This is a genomic window from Halarcobacter ebronensis (genome assembly GCF_013201825.1).
Classification (GTDB): Bacteria; Campylobacterota; Campylobacteria; order Campylobacterales; family Arcobacteraceae; genus Halarcobacter; species Halarcobacter ebronensis.
In genome coordinates this window covers 3,143,795-3,170,683 of sequence record NZ_CP053836.1, presented here as the reverse complement: position 1 = coordinate 3,170,683, position 26,889 = coordinate 3,143,795, and the positions used below count along the sequence as shown (strand labels likewise).

The 26,889-nt window shown below is 30.0% G+C and carries 30 protein-coding genes; 12 read left to right on the top strand and 18 right to left on the bottom strand.

The genetic code is table 11. From position 1 onward, the window contains the following. The first annotated feature begins 188 nt into the window (after nt 1–188). The 10 genes from ruvC (at nt 189) to lpdA (ending at nt 9,441) form a co-directional block, all read left to right on the top strand. The gene (ruvC, locus tag AEBR_RS15455; RefSeq protein ID WP_129085904.1) at nt 189–656 is read left to right on the top strand and encodes a crossover junction endodeoxyribonuclease RuvC; all 468 of its coding nucleotides are present in this window, start codon (nt 189–191) and stop codon (nt 654–656) included. A 54-nt stretch (nt 657–710) separates the two neighbouring features. Further along, nucleotides 711–1,286: a phosphoribosylglycinamide formyltransferase gene (gene purN / locus AEBR_RS15450; protein WP_129085903.1), complete on the top strand. Its 576-nt coding sequence runs from the start codon at nt 711–713 to the stop codon at nt 1,284–1,286. 8 nt (nt 1,287–1,294) lie between these two features. Then, complete coding sequence (locus AEBR_RS15445; RefSeq protein WP_129085902.1) at nt 1,295–2,155, top strand: sensor histidine kinase; 861 nt, start codon at nt 1,295–1,297, stop codon at nt 2,153–2,155. After that, the gene (locus tag AEBR_RS15440) at nt 2,148–2,825 is read left to right on the top strand and encodes a response regulator transcription factor (RefSeq protein WP_129085901.1); all 678 of its coding nucleotides are present in this window, start codon (nt 2,148–2,150) and stop codon (nt 2,823–2,825) included. Before AEBR_RS15445 ends, AEBR_RS15440 begins: the two co-directional genes overlap by 8 nt. A 94-nt stretch (nt 2,826–2,919) precedes the next feature. Beyond that, nucleotides 2,920–3,990, top strand: a complete 1,071-nt coding sequence (gene gcvT / locus AEBR_RS15435; RefSeq protein ID WP_129085900.1) for a glycine cleavage system aminomethyltransferase GcvT — start codon at nt 2,920–2,922, stop codon at nt 3,988–3,990. A gap of 20 nt (nt 3,991–4,010) precedes the next feature. After that, a complete protein-coding gene (gcvH, locus tag AEBR_RS15430; protein WP_129085899.1) occupies nt 4,011–4,376 on the top strand; it encodes a glycine cleavage system protein GcvH in 366 nt (121 codons plus the stop codon). A 9-nt stretch (nt 4,377–4,385) separates the two neighbouring features. Next, nucleotides 4,386–5,729 (top strand): aminomethyl-transferring glycine dehydrogenase subunit GcvPA, encoded by a 1,344-nt coding sequence (gcvPA, locus tag AEBR_RS15425; RefSeq protein ID WP_129085898.1) that lies wholly within the window; start codon nt 4,386–4,388, stop codon nt 5,727–5,729. After that, the gene (gene gcvPB, locus AEBR_RS15420) at nt 5,726–7,174 is read left to right on the top strand and encodes an aminomethyl-transferring glycine dehydrogenase subunit GcvPB (protein WP_129085897.1); all 1,449 of its coding nucleotides are present in this window, start codon (nt 5,726–5,728) and stop codon (nt 7,172–7,174) included. The genes gcvPA and gcvPB overlap by 4 nt, the downstream gene beginning before the upstream one ends. A gap of 25 nt (nt 7,175–7,199) precedes the next feature. Then, nucleotides 7,200–8,078 (top strand): lipoyl synthase, encoded by an 879-nt coding sequence (gene lipA / locus AEBR_RS15415; protein WP_228712107.1) that lies wholly within the window; start codon nt 7,200–7,202, stop codon nt 8,076–8,078. 13 nt (nt 8,079–8,091) lie between these two features. Then, the gene (gene lpdA / locus AEBR_RS15410) at nt 8,092–9,441 is read left to right on the top strand and encodes a dihydrolipoyl dehydrogenase (RefSeq protein ID WP_164969429.1); all 1,350 of its coding nucleotides are present in this window, start codon (nt 8,092–8,094) and stop codon (nt 9,439–9,441) included. On the opposite strand, the gene AEBR_RS15405 is transcribed toward lpdA, so the two are convergent. The 12 genes from AEBR_RS15405 to AEBR_RS15620 all read right to left on the bottom strand — a co-directional run bounded on the left by AEBR_RS15405 (nt 9,438) and on the right by AEBR_RS15620 (nt 18,711). After that, nucleotides 9,438–10,046, bottom strand: coding sequence for a trimeric intracellular cation channel family protein (locus tag AEBR_RS15405; RefSeq protein ID WP_129085895.1), 609 nt, complete (start codon nt 10,044–10,046; stop codon nt 9,438–9,440). The two genes, lpdA and AEBR_RS15405, sit on opposite strands and share 4 nt — an antisense overlap. A 12-nt stretch (nt 10,047–10,058) precedes the next feature. Beyond that, complete coding sequence (gene thyX, locus AEBR_RS15400; protein ID WP_129085894.1) at nt 10,059–10,694, bottom strand: FAD-dependent thymidylate synthase; 636 nt, start codon at nt 10,692–10,694, stop codon at nt 10,059–10,061. Nucleotides 10,695–10,747: 53 nt separating this feature from the next. After that, nucleotides 10,748–11,878 (bottom strand): glycosyltransferase, encoded by a 1,131-nt coding sequence (locus AEBR_RS15395; protein WP_129085893.1) that lies wholly within the window; start codon nt 11,876–11,878, stop codon nt 10,748–10,750. A gap of 2 nt (nt 11,879–11,880) precedes the next feature. After that, on the bottom strand, nt 11,881–12,726 hold the full coding sequence (locus tag AEBR_RS15390; RefSeq protein ID WP_129085892.1) for a hypothetical protein: 846 nt from the start codon (nt 12,724–12,726) through the stop codon (nt 11,881–11,883). Between the two features lie 43 nt (nt 12,727–12,769). Next, entirely contained in the window at nt 12,770–13,963 is a 1,194-nt protein-coding gene (locus AEBR_RS15385) for an ArsS family sensor histidine kinase (protein ID WP_129085891.1), read from the bottom strand. A gap of 1 nt (nt 13,964) precedes the next feature. Beyond that, nucleotides 13,965–14,633 (bottom strand): response regulator transcription factor, encoded by a 669-nt coding sequence (locus AEBR_RS15380; RefSeq protein ID WP_129085890.1) that lies wholly within the window; start codon nt 14,631–14,633, stop codon nt 13,965–13,967. Then, nucleotides 14,626–15,042 carry a Spy/CpxP family protein refolding chaperone gene (locus AEBR_RS15375; RefSeq protein WP_129085889.1) on the bottom strand — a complete coding sequence of 139 codons (417 nt, stop codon included), beginning with the start codon at nt 15,040–15,042 and terminating at the stop codon, nt 14,626–14,628. The genes AEBR_RS15380 and AEBR_RS15375 overlap by 8 nt, the downstream gene beginning before the upstream one ends. Further along, entirely contained in the window at nt 15,008–15,331 is a 324-nt protein-coding gene (locus AEBR_RS15370) for a diheme cytochrome c (RefSeq protein WP_237682621.1), read from the bottom strand. Before AEBR_RS15370 ends, AEBR_RS15375 begins: the two co-directional genes overlap by 35 nt. Nucleotides 15,332–15,350: 19 nt before the next feature. Further along, nucleotides 15,351–16,121 carry a cytochrome b/b6 domain-containing protein gene (locus tag AEBR_RS15365; RefSeq protein ID WP_129085887.1) on the bottom strand — a complete coding sequence of 257 codons (771 nt, stop codon included), beginning with the start codon at nt 16,119–16,121 and terminating at the stop codon, nt 15,351–15,353. Nucleotides 16,122–16,130: 9 nt separating this feature from the next. Beyond that, nucleotides 16,131–16,643: a diheme cytochrome c gene (locus AEBR_RS15360; RefSeq protein WP_129085886.1), complete on the bottom strand. Its 513-nt coding sequence runs from the start codon at nt 16,641–16,643 to the stop codon at nt 16,131–16,133. A 9-nt stretch (nt 16,644–16,652) separates the two neighbouring features. Beyond that, nucleotides 16,653–17,054, bottom strand: coding sequence for a DUF1924 domain-containing protein (locus AEBR_RS15355; RefSeq protein WP_129085885.1), 402 nt, complete (start codon nt 17,052–17,054; stop codon nt 16,653–16,655). Nucleotides 17,055–17,133: 79 nt separating this feature from the next. After that, nucleotides 17,134–18,711, bottom strand: coding sequence for an HD-GYP domain-containing protein (locus AEBR_RS15620; RefSeq protein WP_129085884.1), 1,578 nt, complete (start codon nt 18,709–18,711; stop codon nt 17,134–17,136). A 163-nt stretch (nt 18,712–18,874) separates the two neighbouring features. On the opposite strand from AEBR_RS15620, the gene AEBR_RS15345 reads away from it, so the two are divergent. Continuing rightward, the gene (locus tag AEBR_RS15345; protein WP_228712105.1) at nt 18,875–19,840 is read left to right on the top strand and encodes a multidrug resistance efflux transporter family protein; all 966 of its coding nucleotides are present in this window, start codon (nt 18,875–18,877) and stop codon (nt 19,838–19,840) included. A gap of 89 nt (nt 19,841–19,929) precedes the next feature. Next, the gene (locus AEBR_RS15340) at nt 19,930–20,328 is read left to right on the top strand and encodes a hypothetical protein (RefSeq protein ID WP_129085883.1); all 399 of its coding nucleotides are present in this window, start codon (nt 19,930–19,932) and stop codon (nt 20,326–20,328) included. 27 nt (nt 20,329–20,355) lie between these two features. Here AEBR_RS15340 and AEBR_RS15335 read toward each other — a convergent pair whose 3' ends face one another. From AEBR_RS15335 to AEBR_RS15310, 6 genes are read right to left on the bottom strand one after another with little or no spacing between them, the layout of a single operon-like run. After that, nucleotides 20,356–21,567 (bottom strand): AMP-binding protein, encoded by a 1,212-nt coding sequence (locus AEBR_RS15335; RefSeq protein ID WP_129085882.1) that lies wholly within the window; start codon nt 21,565–21,567, stop codon nt 20,356–20,358. Further along, on the bottom strand, nt 21,564–23,657 hold the full coding sequence (locus AEBR_RS15330; RefSeq protein WP_164969428.1) for an MMPL family transporter: 2,094 nt from the start codon (nt 23,655–23,657) through the stop codon (nt 21,564–21,566). Before AEBR_RS15330 ends, AEBR_RS15335 begins: the two co-directional genes overlap by 4 nt. Then, nucleotides 23,650–24,126, bottom strand: coding sequence for a hypothetical protein (locus AEBR_RS15325; RefSeq protein ID WP_129085880.1), 477 nt, complete (start codon nt 24,124–24,126; stop codon nt 23,650–23,652). The genes AEBR_RS15330 and AEBR_RS15325 overlap by 8 nt, the downstream gene beginning before the upstream one ends. After that, the gene (locus AEBR_RS15320; protein ID WP_129085879.1) at nt 24,126–24,656 is read right to left on the bottom strand and encodes a hypothetical protein; all 531 of its coding nucleotides are present in this window, start codon (nt 24,654–24,656) and stop codon (nt 24,126–24,128) included. Before AEBR_RS15320 ends, AEBR_RS15325 begins: the two co-directional genes overlap by 1 nt. Then, nucleotides 24,657–25,358: a 3-oxoacyl-ACP reductase FabG gene (gene fabG, locus AEBR_RS15315; protein ID WP_129085878.1), complete on the bottom strand. Its 702-nt coding sequence runs from the start codon at nt 25,356–25,358 to the stop codon at nt 24,657–24,659. A gap of 10 nt (nt 25,359–25,368) precedes the next feature. After that, nucleotides 25,369–26,889, bottom strand: a complete 1,521-nt coding sequence (locus AEBR_RS15310; protein WP_129085877.1) for an HAL/PAL/TAL family ammonia-lyase — start codon at nt 26,887–26,889, stop codon at nt 25,369–25,371.

The window sequence follows — 26,889 nt, the reverse complement described above, 5'->3', positions numbered from 1 at the left end:
TAAATACGCACTCTTTATATATAAATTGGTAGATTATAGCCAAATAAAGATTAAATGTTATTCACAGGTGAAAAAAAATTTTTTAATATGTGAAAAACTTTTTTCTCTTAAGTGAATATTTATGAAAACTTTACCATTATTTGGAAGTTTCATTAGGTGAATAACAAAAAATTAGGAAATGTGAAAAGTTGAAAATATTAGGAATAGACCCAGGAACAAGAAATTGTGGTTATGCTATTGTTGAAAAGACGGGGAATAGTGTGAAATTAGTTGAAGCTGGGTTGATTAAAATAAAAACAAAAATCCTTCAAGAGCAGATTGTTGAGATGTGTGAAGGGCTTGATATGATATTTAAAAAGTATAAAATAGATGAAGTTGCAATAGAAGATATGTTTTATGCTTTTAATCCAAAAACTGTAATAAAACTTGCACAATTTAGAGGAGCTATTTCACTAAAAGTTTTACAAGAGTTTGGAAACTTTTCTGAGTATACTCCACTTCAAGTAAAACAAGCAGTAACAGGAAATGGAAAAGCTCAAAAAGAGCAAGTAGCTTTTATGGTAAAAAGACTTTTAGGAATAAAAAAAGAGATAAAACCTTTGGATATTACTGATGCAATAGCAATTGCCATTACTCACTCCCAAAGACTAAAATAGTCTTTTTTGGCTAAAAATTGTTATAATTTCTTCCATAAAAATATAGGGAAAATGATGAAAAGAGTTGGAATATTGGCTTCACACAATGGAAGTGGTTTTGAAACCATTTATAAAGCTTGTGAAGAAAAAAGTTTAGATGCGCAAGTGGTACTTGTAATTTCAAATAATAGTGAGGCTAATGTTTTAGAAAAAGCTTTTCAAAAAAATATCCCAAACTATGTAATAAATGCAAAAAAATATCCAAATGAAAGCTTAGATGAGAGAATAACTCTTATGATGAAAGAGTTTAAAGTGGATTATATTTTTCTCTCTGGATATATGAAAAAATTAGAGACAAAACTAATAACAACTTATAAAAATAGAATTATAAATTCCCATCCTGCACTTTTGCCCAAATTTGGTGGAAAAGGGATGTATGGAACAAATGTGCATAAAGCTGTAATAGAGGCAAAAGAGAAGATTTCTGGATGTACTATTCATTTTGTAAATGAAAACTATGATGAGGGTGAATATATTTTGCAAAAGAAACTTACTCTTGATGAAAATGAGAGTGTTGAATCTTTGGAAAAAAGAATTAAAGAACTAGAATCTAAAGCTATCGTAGAAGCTTTACAAAAAGTGATAAACTAGACAAAAAAATGTTTGAACAGGCTTTAGAAAATCAGCAATATATTTTTCTTTTTCTGCTTATTACTTTAGCTTTACTATTTTTTATTCTCTCTAAAATCAGTTATAACAAAAGATTAGAAAAAGAGGTTAATAAACAGCTAAATGAACTAAGAGAGAAAGATAAACTTCTAATAGCCCAATCAAAACTAGCAGCCGTTGGTGAGACTTTAGCTCACATAGCACACCAATGGAAACAACCATTATCTCAAATAAACTCAGTTGTTGCAAATATTGAAGCAGATTTTGAGGATAAAAAGTTAGATGATAAAAGATTAGAAGAGCATCTAAATGAGATAGAAAAACTAACCTTTTATATGTCAGATACAATTGAGAGTTTTAATAACTATTTGCAACCAAATGAAGAAAAAGAAAGTTTCTCCATAAAAGATGCTTTTGACAACGCTTTTGCTTTGGTTTATAAACTACTTGAATCAAAACAGATTGAGTGTAAATTTGAAATAGAAAAAGATTTTAGAGTAATTGGAGTGAAAAAAGAGTTTGTTCAAGCAATTTTAGTAATTTTAAATAATGCAAAAGATGTTTTAGTTGATAATAATATTGAAAAACCAAAAATTAATATTTTTATAGGTGAAGTTGACAACAAGGCATATTTGGAAATAAGTGATAATGGGGGAGGAATACCTAGTGAGTTATTTGAAAAAATCTTTGATCCATATTTTACAACTAAACCACACTCCCAAGGTACAGGTCATGGACTTTGTATGGCTAAGATGATAGTTGAAAAGAGTATGCATGGAAAGTTAAAAGTTGAAAATATTGGGCCTGGTGCAAAGTTTTCTATTCTTTTATCAAAGGATAGTAATGAATAGTTTAACTCTTTTATATGCTGAAGATGAAGTTGAAACTAGGGAAAACTACGAAAGATATCTAAAAAGATATTTTAAAGAGGTTTATGTGGCTTCAAATGGTTTAGATGCTTTGCAAATTTATAAAAAACATAAACCAAATATTTTGCTTCTTGATATAAATATGCCAGGACTAAATGGTTTAGAGTTAACTAAACAAATAAGAGAGCAAGACAAAACAACAAGGATAATAATCCTAACAGCACATTTAGAGCAAGATAAACTTCTTTTTGCAGCTGAATTAAACCTAACAAAATATCTTCCAAAACCAATTTCCAGATTGCATCTAAAAGAGGCTTTGAATGAAGCAACAAAACAGTTTAAAGAGCTTAATAAGAGTGGTTCAAAAGTTGAATTTAAAAATGGACTTATTTGGGATAAAGATGAGAAAAAAATCTATGAAAATGAAAAAGAGATTAAACTTACAAAATATGAGATTCTGTTCTTTGAACTTTTAGTTTCTAAAAAAAATAGAGTTTTTTCAAGTGATGAGATAGCCCTATATCTCTGGGATGATATTATAGAGTTAGAACATAGCTCAAAACTAAAAGATATAATTAAACGACTTAGAAAAAAACTTCCAAAAGATACCATAGAGAATATTTATGGAGCTGGGTATAAATTAATCAACTAAATTCTAAACAAAAAACTTTTTGATACTTTTCTGCCCCTTTTCTTTTTTAAAATATAGTTATAAAAATTTTAAAAGAGGTATAAAAAGGATTGAGATGGAAAACCTACAAAGAACACCGCTTTTTGAGAAACAGCAAGAGCTAAAATGCAAAATGGTTCCCTTTGCTGGATGGGAGATGCCCATACAGTTTGATGGGATTATAGCTGAGCATGGATATTGCAGAGATGATGTGGCAGTTTTTGATACTTCCCATATGGGAGAGTTTTTTTTTAAAGGGGATATACAAACCTCAGGGATAAATGAATCAACCTCAATAGATATATTCTCCCTTAAAATTGGCAAATGCAAATATGGTTTTTTGTTAAATGAAGAGGGTGGGGTTATAGATGATTTGATAATCTATAGATTAAGTGATGATGAACTTATGATTGTAGTAAATGCTTCAAGGGCTGCAATAGATTTTAAAACCCTAACAAGCAGACTTAAAACTGGAAGTTTAGATGACAGATCAAAGGATATAGCAAAGCTTGATATCCAAGGTCCAAACTCAAAAAAAACCTTACAAAAATATTTTGATATCAACCTTGATGATTTAGCTTTTTTCTCTTTTGTAAACACAAAAATTTTTGATGAAGAGTGTACGCTAAGCCGTACAGGTTATACAGGGGAGCTAGGCTTTGAACTATATGTTAGTGATAAAACAGCTTTAAAAGTTTGGGATGCACTATTAGAAAATGGAGTTAAACCTGCAGGTCTTGGAGCTAGGGATGCTTTGAGACTTGAGATGGGATATAGCCTATATGGAAACGATTTAACTGAAAGTATAACTCCTTTGGAAGCAAATTTAGGTTTCTTTTTAAATCTAAGCAGGGATTTTGTTGGAGCTAAAGCTTTAAAACAACAAAAAGAAGAGGGCTTAAAAAGATTATTAATCCCTTTTAAAACAACTTCAAGAAGAAGTGCTAGAAAAGATTTTGAAGCTTATCAGGATGGTAAAAAAATTGGTTTTGTAACCTCTGCTGCTTTTTCTCCCATATTAAGTGTTGGTATTGGTTTGGTTATGGTTGAGCTTGATAAGTTTGATGAAGAAAAAGCATTTGAATTAAGAGACAGTAGAGGAGCAATAGAAGCAAATAAAGCATCTTTGCCATTTATAAAAAAATAAAAATATTAGAAGGAAAAAATATGAAGAAGTTTAGTGTTGAACATGAGTGGATTGAAGTTGATGGTGAGATTGGAACTGTTGGTATCTCAGCGTATGCAATTGAACAGTTAGGAGATATTACTTTTTTTGAATTGCCAGAGCTTGATAGTGAAGTAAGTGCTGAAGATAGTGTTGCTTTTATTGAATCAGTAAAAGCTGCAAGTGATATTTATACTCCTATGTCTGGAACCATCATTGAAGTAAATGAAGCCTTACTTGATAAGCCTGAACTTCTTAATCAAGATCCATATAAAAATTGGATTTATAAAATGACAATAACAGATGAGAGTGAACTAGAAAGCCTTATGGATGAAGAGGCTTATAATGAATATATCCAATCTCTTTAGGAGCTAAAGATGCCATATACTCCCCATACAAAAGATGAAATAGAGTTAATGCTTCAAACCATTGGAATAAAAAGCGAAGAGGAGCTTTTTAGTTCAGTTCCAAGTAACTTAAGGGTTGATAGCCTAGATATAGAAGATGGTTTAGATGAGTACACTACTTTTGAGAAGTTTAAAGCATTGGCTTCAAAAAATGTTACAGATAAAACAATATTTTTAGGTGGTGGTTATTATGACCATATAGTTCCTAGTGCTGTTGATGCCCTATCAAGTAGAGCAGAGTTTTATACAGCCTATACCCCCTATCAAGCGGAAGCCTCTCAAGGAACCTTGCAAGTTCTATATGAGTATCAAAGTTTGGTTTGCAAACTAACAGGGATGGATGTCTCAAATGCTTCCATGTATGATGGGGCAACAGCTTTGGCTGAAGCTGCTCTTATGGCTGTTAGAATTAGTAAAAAGAACAAAATCCTAATAGATGCAGGAGTAAATCCAACCTATATAAAAGTTGTACAAACCTACCTTAGCTTTAGAGAAATCGAAGTAGAAATTGTTGATTTAAAAGGAGATATTAGTGATTTTGAAACAATTGAGTCAAAAATAGATGATAGTGTAGCTGGATATCTTTTCCAAAATCCAAACTTCTTAGGTTCAATTGCTAGTTTTGAAAAAATCATTGAAAAACTACATGAAAAAGGTGCCTTAGCAGTTAGTTCAGTATATGCAGTATCTTTAGGGGTTTTAAAAGAGCCTTCGTCAATGGGAGTTGATATAGTAACAGCAGATGGACAGTGCTTAGGAAACTACCTTAGTTTTGGTGGGCCATCTTTTGGACTAATTGCTACAAAACAAGAGTATATAAGAGATTTGCCTGGAAGAATTATTGGTAAGACTGTTGATAGGGATGGCAAAGAGATGTTTGTTTTAACTATGCAAGCTAGAGAACAACATATTAGAAGACACAGAGCCACCTCAAATATTTGCTCAAATCAAAACCTATTGGCTTTAAGAAGTACAATCTACCTTTCACTTTTAGGGAAAGAGGGCTTTGTAGAGTTAGCAAACTCTTGCCATAGTAAAAGTGAATACCTAAAAGAAAATCTATCCAAGATAAAAGGGGTGGAAATTTTTAACAGCTCAACTACTTTTAGTGAGTTTGTTATAAAAACCCCTTGTGATGCAAGTGATATTTTAGAGGCTATGAGTAGCAGAGGAATATATGCAGGAATAAATCTAGGAAATCTTTTTGAAGGGTTTGAAAACGCTATTTTAGTAAGTGTTACTGAGAAAAGAACAAAAGAGCAAATGGATAACTATGTAGAGAATTTGATTGAAGTTTTAGGAGGTGAGGCATGAGTGTTTTAACAATCTTTGATAAAAGCCAAAATGGACGAAAAGGTATAGCTTTGCCTAAACTTGATGTTCCAAGGCTTGAAATTCCAAAAGAGTTTAAAAGGGAACAAAAAGCACAACTTCCAGAGCTTAGTGAATTTGATGTGGTAAGACACTTTACAAATTTGTCAAGTAAAAATTTTGCTATTGATAAAAACTTTTATCCCCTTGGCTCTTGTACTATGAAATACAACCCTAAAATAGCTGAAAAGGTAGCAGGACTTGATGGTTTTATATCTTTGCATCCCCACTTGGTTACAAATCAAATGGGTGAAGAGGTTCAAGGGACTTTAGAAGTTGTTGATTTATTGGAGCAAAAACTTTGTGCAGTTACAGGTATGAGTGCCTTTACAACCACTCCACAAGCTGGAGCCCATGGAGAGATGCTTGGAATTATGATGATTCACAAATATCATGAAAGCAGAAACGATAAAAGAAAATATGTAATAGTTCCAGACTCTTCTCATGGAACAAATCCAGCTACAGCAGCAATGGTTGGATATGAGGTAATTACCATAAAATCAGATGAAAATGGTGCTATGGATTTTGAAGAGTTTAAAGCAAAAATGAGTGATGAGGTTGCAGCTGTTATGCTAACTGTTCCAAATACTTTGGGAATATATAATAAAAAAATCAAAGAGATATGTACTTTAGCCCATGAATATGGTGCTATGATGTATTATGATGGGGCAAATATGAATGCAATTATGGGAGTTGCAAGACCTGGAGATATTGGTTTTGATGTAATACATATAAATGTTCATAAAACCTTTGCAACACCCCATGGTGGTGGTGGTCCAGGTTCAGGTCCAGTTGGAGTAAATGAGAAACTAAAACCATTTTTACCTGATTTAGGAGTAAAAAAAGTAGATGGAAAGTATGAGTTTACAAATGGTGGAAGCAATAGTATAGGAAAAATCTCACCATTTTTTGGAAACTATGGAATATCTTTACGAGCCTTGGTTTATATGACAGTCTTAGGTGGAAATGGGATGAAAAATGCAAGTTCTAAAGCTGTTCTAAATGCAAACTACATAAGAGTAAAACTAAAAGATTATTTTGATATGCCATTTGATACCATGTGTATGCATGAGTGTGTACTATCAGCTAAAACCTTAGCAAAAGAGCATAAGGTTACAGCTATGGATATTGCAAAATATCTTTTAGATTTTGGAATGCATGCCCCAACTGTTTATTTCCCACTTATTGTAAAAGAAGCAATAATGATTGAGCCAACAGAGACAGAAAACAAACAGACCATAGATGAGTTTTGCCAAAAAATGATTGATGCTGTTAATCTGGCAAAAGAGGATGCAGAAGCTTTCAGAGAGTATCCAAAAACTTTAGGGGTTAGCAGACCAGATGATACAAGGGCTATAAAAGAGTTAGATGTTTGTTTCAACTGTTAAAAGATGAGATTTAAAAGGATTAGTAATGACAATGCGTGAGAATATAAAAAATAGTGAAAATGGAAGAAAACCCCAATGGCTTAGAAAAAAGCTTCAATTTGGTGCACAAAAACAGATGGACCAACTTCTAAAAAATGTTGGTATTCACACTATTTGTCAAGAGGCAAAATGTCCAAATATTAGTGAGTGTTTCTCTAAAAAAAATGCAACTTTTTTAATTTTGGGTGCCATTTGTACTAGAAGATGTTCTTACTGTAATGTCGCAACTGGAAAACCTCTTGGAGTAAATGAAAAAGAGATAGAGCAAGTCACAACTTCTGTTAAAGCCTTGGAGCTTAAATATGTGGTTATTACAAGTCCAGCAAGGGATGATTTAAAAGATGGGGGCGCAAAACAGTTCTCTTTGGTAACAAAAAATATTTTAAAAGAGTTACCAAATACTAAAGTTGAACTATTAATCCCAGATTTTCAAGGAAACCTTGACTCTTTAAAACTTGTAGCAAATAGCGGGGCAACTGTATTAGGGCACAATATAGAGACCGTCCCAAGGCTTTATAAAATAAGAAAGGCTGCAAACTACAAAAGATCTCTACAAGTTCTAAAAAAGCTAAAAGCTTTGGCTCCAAAGGAGACTAAGACAAAAACTGCTTTGATGGTGGGACTTGGTGAGAGCCAAGAAGAGATGATAGAGGTTATGAAAGATTTAAGAGAGGTTGGTTGCGACTACTTAAGTATTGGGCAATATCTAGCCCCTTCAAATGAGTATGAAAAGGTAGTTGAGTATGTGAGACCCTCGCAGTTTGAAAAGTACAAACAAATAGCTCTAGATATGGGCTTTGAGTTTGTTCACTCAAGCCCATACACAAGAAGTTCATATTTAGCCCATGAGTATGTAGGTGAATAATTAGGAGTTTATGATGTATGATGTAGTAGTACTTGGTGCAGGACCAGCAGGTTATGAGATTGCCACCCTTTTAGGTGAGGGTGGAAAATCTGTATGTCTAATTGATAAAGATGAAGAGAGTTTAGGTGGCACTTGCCTAAACTGGGGCTGTATCCCTGCTAAGAATTTTTTGGAAAGTGCAATCTATTTAAAAAAAGCTTCATACTTTAAAGAGTGTGGTGTTGATTTTGAGTTTAATGGTTTTGATTTACAAAAACTTAAAAACAATACTTGTCAACTTATTTGCGATACAAAAAGTGGTATTTTTAAAAAACTTCAAAAGGCAAAAGTAGAGATAAAGTATGGGTTTGCCTCTTTTATAGATGAAAAAAGAGTTTTAGTAGGAAATGAAGAGATTAGTGGTGAAGAGTTTATTATTGCAACTGGCTCAAAGCATAGGGAACACCCTTTGCTGAAAATAGATGGGGATAAAATTATCTCTTCAAAAGAGGTATTTACTTTGGATAAACTCCCTTCGTCTATTTTAATTGTTGGAGGTGGAGCTATTGGGTGTGAGTTTGCAACATTTTTTAACTGCTTTGGGGTTAAAACCCATATTGTAGAGTTTACATCAAAGCTTCTTCCAATAGAGGATGATGATGTTGGAAAAACTATAAAAAGGGAGTTTGAAAGGGATGGAATAAGAGTTGATGTTAAAGCAAATATAGTTGACTATAAAATAAAAGATGACAAAGTAGAAGTAAAAATTGATTTAGGGAAAAAAGAGGAGATTTTAGAGTTTGATAAAGTTCTAATCTCAATAGGAAGAGTTCCAAATACAAAAGGTTTAAACCTAGAAAAAGCTAATATTAATGTTAACAAAGATTTTGTAGAAGTGGATACAAACTTACAATCACTTAGCAATAAAAAAGTATATGCAATAGGTGATGTGATACAATCCCCAGCCTTAGCCCATGTGGCATATTATGAGGCAAAAAGGGTTGCCCACAAACTTCTAAATCTAGAGGCACTTCCTTTAACTGCAATTTTCCCTTCGGTTACCTTTTGTTCACCTCAGGTTGCCTCTATTGGGCAGAGTGAAAACTCTTTAAAAGAGCAAGATATAAAATTTAAAACAAAAAAAGTGTTTTTTAAATCAAGTGCCAAATCAAAAATCAAAGGGGATGATAGTGGTTTTATCAAAATCATCTATAATGAGAGTACCCAAGCTATTTTAGGGGTTTCTATTGTTGGAAATGAAGCAACTGAGTTAATACATCAGTTCTTAATTGCAATAAATGCAAAACTAACATTGGATGATCTGTCTAAAATGATATTTGCTCACCCAACTCTTAGTGAATCTGTTTTAGAGGCTTTGTCTTAAGAGAGAGTTGGCAAATGCCACTTTTTATAATAAGCGAAGAGTCTAAGGGCTATACCAAAGGCAAAGGTTATTAAAAGGGCGATTTTATTTACTTGTCCAAAGTAGTCTAAAGCAATAATTATAAAGCCTATAATTATTGCAATTGCCCCATAAAAATCACTCATTAAAACTGCTGGAATCCTATTTATAATTATATCCCTTAGGGTTCCTCCTCCAATAGCTGTTAAAAGCGAAAGAAGGATAATACCAATAAAATTAAAATCAGCATTTATAGCAATAATAGCCCCACTTATAGCAAAAGATACAAGTCCAATGGTATCAGTTACCACAAAGGCTGTTTTACCCTCTAAATCAGTTATCTTATGAAGTTTGAAAACTATAGAGAAAATTAAAGTTGATATTACAAGTATTATTGGAAGATTATTAGTAAAAATATATGGGGTTTGGTTTGCAATTACATCCCTTACCATTCCTCCTCCAAAGGCAGTTAAAAAAGAAGAGATAAAGATACCTAAGATATCCATTTTCATATGCACTGCAATTAGAAAACCACTAATAGTAAAGGAGATTATCCCTATTATATCAGCTATTTCTAATGCAGTCATTTTTTAGTTTTCTTAGTGTTCTAAATCATCTTGAGCATTGTAAACACAAGACTCAAATAGATATTTATGATCTTCAGGAAGGGATTCAAAAATAGCATTTGCTAAATCTCTAATCTCCCATAGGGCAGATTTTGAGCTTCTTAAAGCTATAAAGTTTTGAAGACTTCTAGCGTTGATTGTCCAAGTAAGAGAGGTTTTATAACTCTCTGGCAGGCAATATTTAGCCACATCATTCCCTATTTTTGTTTGAAGAACTTCCCTTAAATTTTCTAAAGCTTTTATAGACATCTCATTTACTAAGTCACTGCTTGTCATCACTAGATATTTTTCTGCTCTTTGTTTATCATCTGTTGTAAATGGTTCTTCATCTTTTAACTCTTTTAGAGTATATCTTGTAGATTTTACAGATGGACTAGCCATTCTGTGTCTAGCTAATTCTTGAAGTAGGGCTCTACTAATTCCTTCAATAAAAAAGGTATAAGTTAAATGCTCTAAAGTAGAAGCGTGTTTAAATTTATTTCCAACTCTATCAATAAGTTCTAAATCTTTTGGTCCCCCACAATCACTTTTATCATAAGATTGCCAGCAGGTTCTAATCGCATGGGCACAAACTTCTAATGAGCTATTTTGCATAAGAGTTACAGTCATATTTTAGCCTTAATTTTTATTAGGATTATACTTTATTCCTATATAAAAATCTCTTAATTTCTCTTAGTCACCTTTTTGTGGGTTTTTATAAAATACTCAAAACTTTTTATAATATCAAAACGCTTTTTCTTCTTTTTTGCAGCCTTTGACAAAGAGGTTCTTAGCTCTTTTTTCTCATATAGTTTTAGTATTGCCTTTTTCCATTTTTCCTTATCTATTTTTTTAACCAAACCACTCTTTGGCTCTTTTTTTACTATCTCTTTTGGTCCTCCAATATTTGAAACTAAGCAAGGAAGTCCTACTATTTGAGCCTCAATTACAACTTGTCCTAAAGTATCCGTAATCGAAGGAAATAAAAAAACATCACATAAAGGATAGATTCCCAAAAGTTCATCTTTTTTTAGCTCCCCTAAGTAATAGCCATTTTTAAGAGGGTAGTTTAGATATTTTCCACCTCCAACCATAATTAATGCGGCATCCAAATCGTGCTCACTTAGAAGTTCATTCCAAGTATCTATTAGAAACTTTACATTTTTTTCATCGGTTAGTCTTCCCACATACAAAAATTTTATTTTTTGTCTAATATCTTGAATTTTTTCTAAGTGTTCACTTTGTTGTAGGTTTTTAAATTTTTGTAGATTTATTCCTATTGGAATTTTTTTTATTTTTTTCTTCTTTATTGCAATATCACTTTTCATTAGTTTTTTATTCTCTTTAGAGCGTGTGAATACCAGCGAGAAATCTTTGTAGAAGTTTGATAAGATTTTTTTTGAGAGGTTTTCTAAAAATTTTGATTGGGTATTTTCATAGATATATGAGGGGTGATTTGTATGGTAAGTCCCAGCTATTTTAATACCAAGTTTTTTTGCAGCCCTCCTTGCACAAAACCCCAAAGGCCCTGGAGTTGAGATGTGAATAATATCTGGCATCTCTTCCCTTAGGATTTTTTTCACTTGGAAGTAGTCGGGAAAAATAAGTGAAAACTGTGGATAAAAGGGCATAGGTATTTTTGCTACTCTTTTTATTCTAGCTACATTTGTATAAAGAGTTGAGGGGATTTTTTTATTTGAGTAAAATACCCTTAAATCAACCCCATATTCCAAACTCATCCTTGCTATATCTTCAATAAAAGTTGAAGTACCATTTGTATCATAAAATGTATCTGTAAAGAGAAAGATCTTCATATCTAAACCTTATAGAAATAAAATATAACTGTTACAAAAATAATTGAAACAATTAAAATAGCATCCTTTTTTATAACTTTTTTATCTAAAATCATGGCAGAGATTAGTTGGGAAACCCTTTTAAAAATAGCTATAAACTCAACTGCGATAAGAGAAGCCGCAAGAAAGAAAAGAAGATAAATAAATGGCCATAAAAAATATAAAAAGAACCTCTTAAGCTCAATACTTTTTTCCTCTTTTTTACTTAAAACTAAAAAGTTAAAACCTATTAAGATCTGAATAAAAGTGTAAACTAAAAAGCCATTGTAGGTTTGCACAGTTTTAACTGAGAAATACATGGTATTAAGTAAAATAAATAGTAATAAAATTAGAAGTTTTAGGTTTTTTATCTCTTTGTTTTTTATTTTCCCCACATAATAAATCAAAGTTAAAACAAAAAGAGTAATACTAAAAATAAGTGCCTCTAAAAAGGAGTCATACTTTACATCCAAAGAGCTATTAAAATTAAAAATTGGGTTATAAAAAAATGCCAATAATGGCATTAGATAAATAGTTGAAAATACAAACATATTTATCATGGTGTAGTTATTTGAGTTTTGGTGATAGTTCTCCCTATAGAGGTAAAATACTAATAGCTCCAAAAGGGATAGAAGATAAAACTTCCACTCATACAAAAATGAGAAATCATCTATATTAAAGCCATAGATAAATAGATACATTGTAAACAAAATAGGAGCTGAGATTAGAAACATCAAAGATGATTGAAAATTTCTATTTGTTTGTCTATTTATCTCTTTATATAAAAAATTCTCTAAAAAAGCTGATAAAAACATATATAAAAAACTCATAAGATATTATTCCTAAAATAGGATATTAAATGATTACAAAAAGCTATTTTGTACAAATTGCAAAGATATTTGTGCCATCTTCATAGCTATATTCTAAGACAAAATTGTGCTTTTTTAAAATCTTAGTTACAATGCTAAGACCAAGACCAAATCCATCTCTATTTGAGCTCTCTTGGGTAAAGGGTTTTAGGTAGTAAGATATCTCTTTAGAAAGTTTTTTCCCCATATTTTTTACTACAATTTTATTTTTGTAGCTCTCTATTTTTATTGGATATTTGTTTGCATATTTAAGGGCATTGTCAATTAGATTTTTTAAAGCAATTGCTAGATACTCCAAATCTGCTTCTATTTTAAAGTTATCAATAATATCAATCTCTATATTTGACTCCTCTTTTAGATAGAGTTTATTTAGAGCTTCTAAAATTAGGGTTTCACACGTGAAAGTTGATAGTTGAAGTTTTGAGGAGTTTAATCTCTCTAACTCTATTAACTCATTTGTTAAAGATTCTAAATCCAAAAATATTTTTTTTAAAAGCTCTTTGTTATTACTATCTTCAAACTTCTCTATTACAAACCTTCCCTTTGCTATTGGTGTTCTTAATTCATGGCCTATATCTCTAAGTAAATCCTCTCTAGTTTTTATTAACTCCTCAAGATTTTTTGCCATTGTATTAAAGGTATTTGCTAGCGCTCCCATCTCATCCTTTGAAGAGATATTTACTCTAGTTGAAAGATTACCCTTTGAAAAATCATCAATCTCTTTGGTAATCTTTTTTAAAGGGGAAAGAAGTTTTAAAATATATAAAAAGATAGCAACAAGTACAAAAATATCTAAAAAGACTAAGATATTTAGGGTTAGTTTCTCATTTAGACTCCTCTCATCTTCGCTTTTTAGAATATATTCATCATCTAAATATTTTATATGAATAATAAACTCATCCCTAAAAGAGCTTTGTAAAATTAGGATAAATCCAAAGGTGTGTTTTTTTTGATATATGGGTTTAAAGTTTTTATCTTGTAGTTTATCAAGTTTTTGAAGTCTATATTTTTTTAATATTTGTTCTATATTCTCTTTATCATCAATACTAAGAAATATCTCATTTGAGATTTTAAGATACTTGTCTTTTACTAAATTTTCTATTCTTTGTGAGTTGATTTTATCTATCCATAAACCTATGGTTATCATTAAAATAAGACTTATTACAAATAGAATTGATACTTTTCTTCGAATACTCATCTTAACCTACAAATTTGTAACCAATACCCCAAACAGACTTGATATACTTTGACTCTTTTGCCTCATCTCCTATTTTATATCTTATATTGGAGATATGCATATCAATTGTTCTGTTTTTTGTATTTTCATCTAAAGAGGTTGCGTGAAGTATCTGCTCTCTAGATGAGACTTTATTAAGGTTCTCAATCAAAAAAATAAAAATCTCAAACTCAATTTTTGTAAACTCAATGGGATAATTGTCAAGTTTGACCTCATGGTTTGCCTTATTAATTTCAAAATCTCCTATTTTTAGAGAATTTGAGCTGTTTTTTCTTAAAATAGAGTTTATTCTAAGCACAAGCTCCCTTGGCTCATAGGGCTTAGCTAGATAGTCATCAGCTCCAAGCTCAAAACCATGGATTTTATTTCCTATATCTCCTCTGGCTGAAGAGATAATAACAGGAATATCTCTAATCTTTTTTACTCTTTTAAAGAGATCAAATCCATCCATATTTGGAAGCATCAAATCTAAAATCACAATGTCATACTCTAAACTATTTTTTTCAAAATCCTTTAAAGCTTCTTTTGGGTCTGCAAACCCTTTGCACTCAAACTCATACTCTTTTAGATACTCAATAATAAAGCTTTGCATTTGGGTATCATCCTCTATTAAAAGAACACTTTTACTCAACTCTCCACTCCTTTAGATAGTATGAGAACTTTTCCCTTTGTTTAGGGCTTAAGACAGAGTGAATTTTTTTTAGCATTTTTGTCTCTAACTCTATCTCATCCTCTATAATCTCTTCCAAAGCCTCTTCATACTCTTTCTCATCGAAGCTATCTTTTTTAAAAAGCTCTTTTAAACTACTCTCTTTTCTAGCTCTTTTTTGTGCGTAATGAGCATACTTTTTCCTATATTTTATTAGAATATTTTTTATCTCTTCTGTTTGTTGTGATGATAACTGTAGGTAGTCTAGATTTTTGTAAATATGGGTGCTATTATGCTCCTCATACTCATGTTCATATTTATGGTCACTTGCGAAAAGTTGGGTTAGTAAAAATAGACTACATAAAACTACTAATATCTTTAATCTTTTCATCTTCAATTAAACCTTTTTCTATATCACTATGGCAAGCTTTGCAGTTTGCCTTACTCTTTACTTGTGGATGTTCAAAAACCTCTTTTTTGATATTTTTATGCTCATTTTTCCAAAAAGGTGTTTGGGTTATAGCAATTATATCTTTATTTTCAATAGAGTTCAAAACCTTTACACTAACCTCTTTTGTACTATTTTCAGCACTGTTTTCCAAAAGAAAATATAGAATATTTTTTCTATCCTCTTCTTCAAGTGAAGCATCATCACCAAAGTGGTTTTTTAAATCTGACATCAAAATTTCCCATGATTTTTTAGGCAAAGTATGTGGAGGGATACAGAGTGTGGCACGATGCACACTCACTTACAAAAAGCTCATTTTGCTTTTTGTAATCTATGGGTTCATATTTTGAAACCAAAAGAGTATTATTTTGATTTGTAAAACTGAAAATCAAAAAAGTGATAAAAATTATGAAAAAGAGAAGAGCTATGATTTTTTGATAAATATCTGTTTTTATCCCTTTTTCATTATCAACAACTTTGTATCCTGTAATAATTGAGTTTAGAGTTTGCGTTTTTTTATTTAAAACTCTATCACTTACAATACCACCAAGATGGGCAACAATTAATACAATAAGAAGTGTTGATAGAACTTCGTGGATCTCTTTAAAGACTTTCATCTCTTTAAAATAGGAGTTATTTAAAAAAGATAAAAGACCTTTTCCTTCTTGAATACCAAAGGTTAAAACACCACTTACTATGGTTAAAAAAGTAACTATCAACATTGCTATCATCACATATGAAGCTGCTGGATTGTGTCCCACATACTCTTTGTGTGAGGTGAAAATAGTTGAGATAAATTCTTTTACTCTTTTGATTCCAAAAGGAAAATCACTAAATTTTGAGTGTTTTGGTCCAATCATTCCCCATACAACCCGAAAAACAAGAAGGATAAAAATTGAATAACCAATAATAGCATGGTAGGTTAAAAGATTATCCTCATCTGTTACAAAAGCCAAAAGAATAAAAGTAGCAAAAAGCATATGGAATATTCTAGTTGGCAAACTCCAAATATAAGTTTTCATACTCTCTCCTTAATCATCCCATCTTCCATAATTTGGTATTAGAATATCTCTTTCTGAATAGATTCCTTTTTGTGCAGTAGTATGGCAAGCTATACAGTTAAATAGACCTTTTACACTCTCTTGTTCAATATACTTTTTTGGTATTCCTTTGTGCTCTTTTATAAAATATGGTGTTTTACTAATGGCAATAATAGTTCCGTCATCTCTCATGCTATTTGCAATTTTATAGCTTCTTTTATAAGCATATGCCTTCTCTGCACTATTTTGTTCCAAGTATTGCGAAATGGCAACAAAGTCTTCTTGTGCTAAAGTTGCATCTGCACCAAAATGGCTCTCTAAATTTGACATCATTTTTTTCCAAGAGTTGCTTGGAAGAAGTCCTGGTTGATAGGCAAAATGACAAGCTCCACACTCTTTTATATAAAGAGAATTATTTACAGGAGCAACTCCTGCAACTTTAGATTTGTATTCACTTGCAACAAGGCTTGAGATAAGAAGTATAAATATAAATATTGTTTTCATTTTTCTCTCCTATTTGCTCATAATAAAACTTAGGACATCACCTTTTTCTTTAGGTGTTCCTTCTCTATTATAAACATCATTGAAGTTTCTTTTTAACCATTTGTCAATCTCTTTTTTTTGAGTTAGTCTCTTTTTATTTGTATTTGGTGAAAGTGGTTCAATAACTTTAGCTGTAAAGAAATTCTCATGTGATTTTGTTAAATCTACTCCATGACAAGAGCTACAAGAGATCTCTTTGCCCTTTTTACCAATATGTTTTGAAGTGAAAATCTCTTCCCCTCTTTTTATATCAAAGCTTTTAAAATTTGGCTTTTCTTTTATAACTTCGTTTTTTAAATCTGTAAGATAATTTTCGATTACACTACCAAAAGATAGACTAGCTATTATTGCAGGTATAAGTAAGTTTTTCATCCCTTCTCCTTTTATATTTCATAATAGAAGTATAAAAGAAGAGTTTCAAGTATTGGTGAAATTGTTCTTGACAATTTCTTTACATTTTGTCTTTGAAAGTTTCTCTGATTTTTAAGAATTCATCTAAATGTTCAAAAAAGATATCTACAAGTTTTGGATCAAAGTGTTTTCCTCTCTCCTCTTTGAAAAGATTAAAAATTTTTTCATCATCCCAGGCTTTTTTATAACATCTATCGCTTCCTAATGCATCAAAAACATCGGCTAATGCAGTTATTCTTCCATAAATATGAATATCTTCACCCTTTAATCCTCTTGGATAACCTGTGCCATCCCACTTTTCATGATGTTCGTAAGCAACTGTTGCTGCACATTTTAAAAGAGATCTCTTTGAGTGTTTTAACATCTCATAACCTAATAGTGCATGGGTATTCATTATTCCTCTCTCTTTCTCATCAAATCTACCTGGTTTATTTAAAATTGAGTCAGGAATCGCAACTTTTCCTATATCGTGCATTGGGCTAGCTTGTTTTAACATTTCTGCCTCTTCTTTAGCTAATCCATAATATAAAGCAAAAACTTTTGAATATTCTGCAACTCTTTTTACATGATTCCCTGTTTCTTTACTTCTACTCTCACCAATTGCACCCATTGTAAAAACAACTTCTCTTTGGGTCTCTTCTATCTCATTATTTAAATGTTTTATTGTGCTTAATCCCTCTTGAACTTTTTGTTCTACTTGATTAAAACTAAGTGCAACATTTTTGTTTACTTTTATTGCCAATAAGATTATGATAAGAATAGTAACTAAAAGTAATAGGATCATAAAAGTAAAAGTATTTGTAATAAAAGATGAAGTGATAGCTTCTATTTCCGCTTCAATTTTAAGATTTAGTTCTTTATTCCTATTTATTATTTCATAGATATTATTTTGTAAAGATTCCTCTTCTATCTCTAAAACATTGAGTTTTATTACATAATCTCCAAGGGTTTTCACCGTATCTAAATATTTAGATAGTTTTTTATTATTATAAACTTCACTTAATGCTTGAATTTTTTCAATCCATGTATCCAAATATTTTTTTTCTTTATATTGGAAAAGAACCTCTTTACTATAATATTTAATATCTGAGAAATTTTTAATCAAAAATATATCTTCAGTTTTTAATATATCTTTTTCAATATTCTCTCTAAGAAGGTTCTCTTTAGGATAATTTTCAGAGAATAGAGATTTTAGTCTAATTTGTTGTGATTGTAGATTATGAATCTTTTCAAAACCCTCTTCTATCTCAACTTCTGATTTAGAGAGTAAAATTAAGTGCTTTAATATTTTTGGATTTTTATGAATATCTTTTATAAAAAAATCTAAAAAATCATCTTTGTCTCTTATCATTAAACTATTTTTTAACTCTTCAAAACTTTTTTCATATTTTGAAAACTCATTATTTATATATTTTAATCTCTCTTGGTTATTAGTTGTAGTTGTATCTTTTATTAAAAGGTTCATATTCTCTTGCATTAAAACAAGTTTTGAAATCTCTTTTCTTGAATCATTATTCTCTTTTAGTTTATTTAAAATTATTCCGTTTAAAAAAAAGGTTGCCAAAATAAGAACTACAATAGTTGTAAAGGTGTATTTAACTACTTTTTTTATATTCATAAGCTGCCTTATTGTATCCATTTTGGATAATTATACTTTAAAAATGTCAAATTCTTTGAATTTAATTTTACAAAATTGTTTAATGGATATATTTTAATAATATTAAATTATTGTTTAGTTAAATTTTATAGTATAATCCAAACTTTATTTAATAGGATATATTTTGAATGAGTTAAAAAATAGAATAGAAAAATTTCAATCAAACCCTTCTTTTTTACTAATAATTGGACTTTTAGCGGCCGCTTTTTTTTCTGCAACTTTTTTAATAAATAGAGCCATTTCTCTTGAGGGTGGACACTGGTATTGGAGTGCAGCACTTAGATTTGTATTCACAGTACTTTTTATAGGCTTTGGTTTTGTTCTTTTTAGAGGGCTTTCATATTTAAAATATGTTTTAAAAGAGTATATAGATAACTTTAGATTTTGGACAATATCAGGCACTATTGGGTTTGGATTTTTTTATTCACTTCTATGTTATGCAGCTGATTTTTCACCAGCTTGGGTTGTGGCAACAACTTGGCAGATGACAATTTTGGCTTCACTATTTGTTTTGGCTTTTTTTGGTAAAAAACTATCAAAAAAGATTTGGTTTTTCACCTTTATAATTTTTATAGGGGTATCTTTGGTAAATCTAAGCCATATAGATACAAATAACTTAGAAGCTCTATTTTTAGGATTTTTCCCAGTTTTGATTGCAGCTTTTTCGTACCCAACAGGAAACCAAATGGTTTGGGAACAAAAGGTAAAAAGGGAGCAAAATGGTGGAGATACAAAAATATTTAAAAATGCCTTTATAAAAGTATTTTTGCTCACCCTTGGAAGTTTCCCTTTTTGGGTTATTCTATTTTTTGTAACAAACCCAGGGGTTCCTAGCTCTGGGCAGTATATAAGTGTAGCTATGGTTTCTCTTTTATCAGGAGTAATTGCAACTTCACTATTTTTATATGCCAGACACCATGCAAACACAACAAGTAAACTAATACTTGTGGATGCAACCCAATCAGGAGAGGTGTTTTTTGCTCTATTTGGTGAAGTTCTATTTTTAGGAGCACTTTTACCAAACCTTTTAGGATGGCTTGGACTTCTTCTTACACTTTTTGGTTTATACTTTCTTACTAAGTTAAAATAATTTTTTTTAAAATGTGTGTGAGCACTAAAAAACAATTTAATAATATGTATGATAATATTATATAAATTATTTTTAGGAGAAGAATAAGAATGAAAAGTACATTCAAAGTTTTAGCAATTATTTCTGTTGCATTATTATTATTTACAGGTTGTAGAACTGCAGCTGTTTACAATGTTGTTGAGCAACCAACTCGAGTGAAAAATGATGTAACTAACGATAAAATCTTTAAAGCTATTAAAACAGCTGGGTTAAGTTTAGGATGGCAAGTAAGAAAAGTAAAAGATGGATTGGCTGAGGCTCAATTAAATATTAGAACTCATATGGCTTTGGTTGAAATTCCATATACACATGATAGTTTTTCAATTAACTATAAAAATAGTGCTAACTTAAACTATGATGCTACAAAAGGTACAATTCATAACAATTATAATGGATGGGTTCAAAACCTAAGAAATGCTATTACATTACAAATCTCTGCATTAGAGTAATATTTTAGTTAATTTAGTACTTTTGTACTAAATTAACAACTTTTTCCCTATACTAGAAACTTTTATTTTATCCACATACTTTAATTCAATTGCAAAGTTTTGATTTGTAAACTCTTTTTTTAGAATATTTTTTATCTCTTTTAAACTAAACTCTTTTTTAGCTTCTAAAGTTATACAAAGTAGCTCTTCTTTTAGATGGTTACTCTCTCTTTTTACATTTACTAGAGCTTTTTCAATCTCCTCTACTTCTTCTAGAATATTTTCAATTTGAATTGTAGAGTATCTTTTCCCTGCAATTTTTAGTATTTGAGAACTTCTTCCCAAAAGCCTAAATTTGCCATTTTCTATCTCTATGTAATCAAACATTTGTATTTGATGATTTGTTGTTTTAAAATCATTTTCATAGAGTAAATTTGAGATAAAAGGGGAGTCTACTTTTAACTCTTCCTTCTCATTTTTAGAGATTTCTACTTTTTGCATAGGAGTCCAAAAAGAGTCATCATTGTATTTATAAGCTACCCCTCCTGTCTCTGTTGAACCAAAAATTTGTATTATATCTGTATTAAATTTTTCATTAAACTCTTTTGCAATATCAGGCATTAAAGGGGCAGTTGAAGTTACAAAAATTGAACCACTTAAATCTTTGTTCTCTAAAACTCTATTTAATGATTTTATATATAGTGGAGTGGTTATAACCAAAGAGTCCTTTTCTATAATATCTAATAAATCATTTGGTAAAAAATGCTCTTTTATAATAATCTCAATGTTATTTAAAAGAGGATACAAAAGTCCAAAAAGTGTTCCATAAAGGTGCACAAAAGGTACTGTTACAATAACTCTTTTTATATTATATTGGTTTAAAAATTTTGTAGTTACTTCAATCTCTGAGAGTAAATTTTCTTTTGTTTTAAGAGCACCAACAGGAAATCCTGTTGAACCAGAGGTGAAATATAAAAAAGAGAAATCTTTGTCATTAAAGATATTTTCACTTCTATTATTATTATCAAACTCTGGAATATTTAGACTCTCCAATTTATTTTTTATGGCAAGGTTACTACTATCAAAAAGAATAGATTTTGCTTCACTAAAATAGGATTTAAAAAAATTAAGGGCATTAATCTCTTTTTTTGGTGAGCCTATATATGAGACTCTATGTTTTAAATCTTTATCATAAAAGAGTTCTTTTTCTATTTTGTGTCTATTTATAGAACCATCATCATTAAAAACATTAAATGTCATTTTTTACCTTTTTGAAATAGTATTAAAGTAACTATAGCACCAATACCAAGGGTTGCTACAATTCCCATAGAGAATAGTGAAGGTATATCTGAAAATACCAAAACAGCAAATCCAGCAAAGCTACTTAAAGCAGAAAAAAAGATGGCTTTTTTTGTAGATTCACTTTGATTTTTTGTAAAATATATTGCATAGTCTATACTAATTCCCACAATAATAAAACTCATAAATAGATGTAGAATATTTATCTGAATCATACTTAAATAAAGCATGATTACACATAGGGGGAAAAGTAAAAAGCTTAAGGTATAGATAAATTGTTTTTTTGCAAAAATAAGAAAAACAAAAAGAATTAAAAAGAGAGAAACCAGACCAAGATAAGTGGTTTTTTTCATATCTGTTTTTAACTGTTGTTCAAACATATCTTTTATACTTAAAGAGTGAACATACTCTTTTTTTAGTATCTCATCTCTTTTATCTTTTGAGATAAAAATATAGCTAATAAAACTATTATCAACTCTTTTTATATCAATTCCCATCTTTAGTAAAGTATTATAGGTATATATGGTTGGAGTTGTTTTATAGTTGTAACAATCTTCAAAATAGCCTTTTTTAAAACCAAGAATATTTGCCTCTATATTTAGCTCTTTTTGAATATCTTTTAATTTTATAGACTCTAAGAAGGCTAGTTTCTCTTTAAATTTTTTATGGCTTATAAGATTATCTAAAGGGGAGTTTGAACTTGTATCAACTCTTTTTATCTCTTCATTTTGTTCAAGAAGTTTCTCTATAGTATTTGCTTTTATTAAAACAACTGTTTTTTCTTCTATCAAAAGAGCTTTTCTAAAAAAATCCTCTTGTTTTTTTAGAGTTTTATTATCATAATCCAAAGCTTTTATATCAAAATTGAAGTTTAAAGAGTTAATAGAATAAGTAAAAACTACAATAGAAAAAACTAAAAAATATCTATAATCTATTGAAGGAAGTTTTAGTTTTAAACTCTTTACCTCTTTAAACTCAAAACCAATTTTTGGGAAAACAAAAGAGAAAATTAGGTACGAATAAAGAAGTGAAAGAATAGAAAAATATGAGATTTGAGTAAGCAGAGTAAAACCACTAAAACTTAAAATAAAAAATACAGTTATAGTTGTAAAAAATCCTAAAAAAACCTCTTTATTAAAAACTTTTTTTTCATTGTAGTTTTTGTGAAAGTAGTGATGAAACATATAATCAATGGCAATGGTGCTAATTGATATTCCAAAAACCAAAACAAAAATAGAGAGCTCTTTGAATATTGTCATTAAAACTATTGAGGCAAAAAAAGAAGAGGAAACTAAAACCAAAAGAGTATTAATTAGTAATTTGATATTTTTTAAGATGAGAAGATATAAAACAAGAAGTAAAGAAGTTGCAACTAAAGCTATTTTTGAAGCATCATTTTTTATATATTGAGAGTTTTCAACAAAATAAAAAATAGGAGAAAAACTTTTTAGTTCTTCATACTTCTCTTCAAGTTTTTTAATCTCTTTATATATCTTTTTATATTGGTCTAGTGAAGAGATATTTTTATTTAAAGTATAACTTAGAAGGTACCCATACTCTTTTTTATAAACTCGTGCATTTTTTAATTCAAGGTCAAAGTTTTGTTTTTTTACAATATTTAGGGGATCATTTTTATCAAAATTGCTTACTAAAAAAGAGTTTGTAAGCTCTTGGTAATACTCTGTAAGAGCTTTTTTTATATTAAGATTTAAAATTCTATTTTCATCAAACTCTTGGAAATATGTTTTGTACTCTTCTTTAAATTTCTCAAGCTCAATATTTTTTTTAAATTGAACTTTTTCTATAGAGTCTATTTTTTCTATTGACTCTTCAATTTTGCGGATCTCCTCTAAAGATAACTTTTTTTTGTCATCTAAAATAAAGTAGATTTTTTTATTTGCATTAAGCTCTAAAAACTCTTTTAAAAGCTCTTTATTTTGAGAGTTTGGAAGGATACTCTCCATATTTGTGGAAATTTTTTTGTTAAAATCAAAAGAGAAAAATACCAAAAAAAGTAAAATAAAAAAGAGGTAATTTAAATATCTAATCATCACTTTGCTCTATTGTTATGGTATCTTGGTTTTTCATAACTATAGTTATGAAATCTAACTTTTTACTCTTCTTAAACTCCACATACTCAATATAATCATTTAAAAGAGTTTTTGGAGTTAATCTATGGATGTTCTCTTTAAAATCATCAGTAAAAAACTCATCTAAAAGTGTAAAATTGTCTTTGTAAATAGTGTTTATTAAAAGAAAAACAACTTTAAGAATCTCTTTATTTGAAGAGTCTAGTTTTTGAATGGTTTTCCCCTCTTTTACAAAAAGTTCTCCCTCTTTTTCAATTAAACTTTTTTGGAAGTTATTGTATGAAAGAATAGTTTGATTCTCTAAAAATTCTATTTTGCCTTTTTTTAAAATTGTTTGACCTATGGCATCAATATATCTTTTCTCTTGGAAGTTTATGGTATTTGCATTCAAAAGAAGAATTGAGAAAAAAAGTAAAATAAAAACCTTCACTATATACCTTTAAAAAAAAGTTTTCTATGTAAAAACTGTAGAAATGCCGCAATAAAAAATAGGAAATACCAACCAATAGATGAGTAAAACATCCAGTAATTATCATTTTTTGTATATAAAATAATGTAGTGGCAAATACTATTTATTATAGAAAACAAAAACCAAAAAAGTGTTGATTTATGAATATATATTTTTTCATTTTCAGCTACTTCTATTTTAAGTTTTTTTAGAAAAATAAAGATAAATGACTCTTTTATCAAATAGCTATAGAGTATAAAAAAGCTAATTAGAAGAGAGAAGAGCAAAGGGGTCAGTTTTAGGCTAAAACTACTATTTAAAAAATAAGTAACAAGACCTATAATAAGGTATAAAACAGGAAAAACCAACTCTTTTTTTTCCGCTTTTTTTATTATAAAAACAAACCACAAAAAGGAGAAAAAAGAGATAAATAGAGCAGATTTCTTTATATCAAAATTGTTTAATAAATAGATTACAATAGGGGCATAAACAATTGAGATTAAAAGGTTCAACTATCTTACCATCCCACCACTAATATTTAAAACTTCACCGCTAATATATGTTGCATCAACTCCTAAAAAATATGCCGCTTTTGCAACCTCTTGAGATGTACCAAATCTATTTAAAGGGATACTTTTTTTTAACTCTTTTAGATTTGGAATATTTTCAACCATCTGTGAGTCTATAATACCTGGGGCTAAAGCATTTACTCTAATGTTGTATCTTCCAAGCTCTAAACATAAGGTTTTTGTAAAAGCAATTACACCACCTTTACTTGCACTATAGTTTGTTTGCCCGCTATTTCCACAAACCCCTGAGATTGAGGCTATATTTACAATACTACCTTTTTTGTTTTTTATCATTTCCCTTGAGATAGTTTTAGTAACATAATAAAGTCCAGTTAGGTTTGTATTAATAACATCTTCCCACTGCTCATCTTCCATAAAGAAAAACAGAGAATCTTTTATAATCCCAGCATTGTTTACAAGAACATCAACTTCAAGATTTTCCAAAGTAGATTTAATGCTTTGTTTATTTTTCATATCAAAGCTTATAAGTTCACCTTGGTTATTTATATCTTCTAAGATTTGTTTAGCTTTTTCTTGATTACTGTTATAGTGAATATATACAAAGAAACCATTTTTGGCAAACTCTTTTACTATTGCTTCACCAATATTCCCCGTTGCTCCTGTTACTAATACTTTTTTGTCCATTTTCTTCTCTTTATATAAACTTTTTCTTCTCTAATAAAGTTACAACTTTTTTTATCTCTTTATCCATTCTTCTATCTTTAAAAAGTGGTTCAACCTCTTCTCTTATATTACTATGGATATTTTTCAGATGGAGTGAAACCTCTTTTACTCCTCTAATATCAACTGCTTGAGCCATACCTATAAAGGCAATTCCTAACATATTGTTTAAATCTGGAATCATTTTTGCAAAATCGTTTGCAGCAGTTGTTCCCATAGATACTTTATCTTGATTTAAAGACTCAGTTGGTCTTGAGTGAATTGAAGCTGCTGTTGTATTTTTTATAACATCAGCGCTCAGTGAACTTAGAGTTATTTGCATAGCTTTAAAGCCGTGATAAAAAGGTTCTTTTGAGAGTTTTAAATTCTCTCCCAAACCTCGATTGAATTTATGGTCAACCAAAAGTGCAAACTCTTTATCTAACAGATCTGCCAAATTTGCCGCACATATTTTAAGAGTATCCATAGCATGAGCCACATAACCTCCATAGAAATTACCTGAAGTATAGATTTTCTCATTTTCACCATCAATTAGAGGATTATCATTTACAGAGTTTATCTCTGTCTCTACCCATTTTTTTGAGATAAGAAGGTTGTCCCTAACCACTCCTAAAACTTGTGGGGCACATCTCATAGAGTAGGTATCTTGAATATTTAAGTCATTATCTGCAAAGAATTTGTCATATCTATCATCTCTTCCATGGGTTAACTTAGAACCTTCTATTTTTTCTCTTATATTTTTTGCACACTCTATTTGTCCACTAAAAGGTTTTGAGTCATGTACAAAAGGTGCAACAGGAGTATCATCTCCTAAAAGGACTTCAAACATTCCTGCAACAAAAGACTCCATTGAATCTAAGATTGTCTCAAACTTCTCAATAGCATCTAATGCAATAGCACTCATTACAGTTGTACCATTCATTATTGCCAAAGCCTCTTTGGGTTTAAAAACATAGGCAGGTATTTTTAACTCCTCATAAACCTCTTTTGTCTCCTTTATTTCACCTTTAAAGTAAACTTCTCTATGACCAGCAATAACAGCTGCAATATATGAAAGAGGGGTTAAATCTCCACTTGCTCCAACAGAGCCTTGACTTGGAATCACAGGAATAATATCCTCTTGAATTAAAAGCTCAAGTCTTTTAAGTAGCTCAAAACTAACAGCAGATCTTGCTTTTGACAAAGAGATAGTTCTCATAATTACTGCATATCTACAAACTTCATAGGATAAATCTTTACCTACTCCACAACCATGAAAACTAAAAAGATTCTCTTGAAGTTTCATACTATCTTCATATGTTACATAGTTTTTCCCACTTGCTCCATATCCTGTAGTAATACCATAAATAGGTTTACCATCTCGTATTTGCTGCATTAAAAAAGTGTGTGTTTTTTCAATATGCTCAACAAAATCTTTAGCTTCAGAAATCTTTATTTTAGAGGCTTTTGAAATCTCCTCTAAACTTATATATCTTGTATCAACAATTAACTGCAA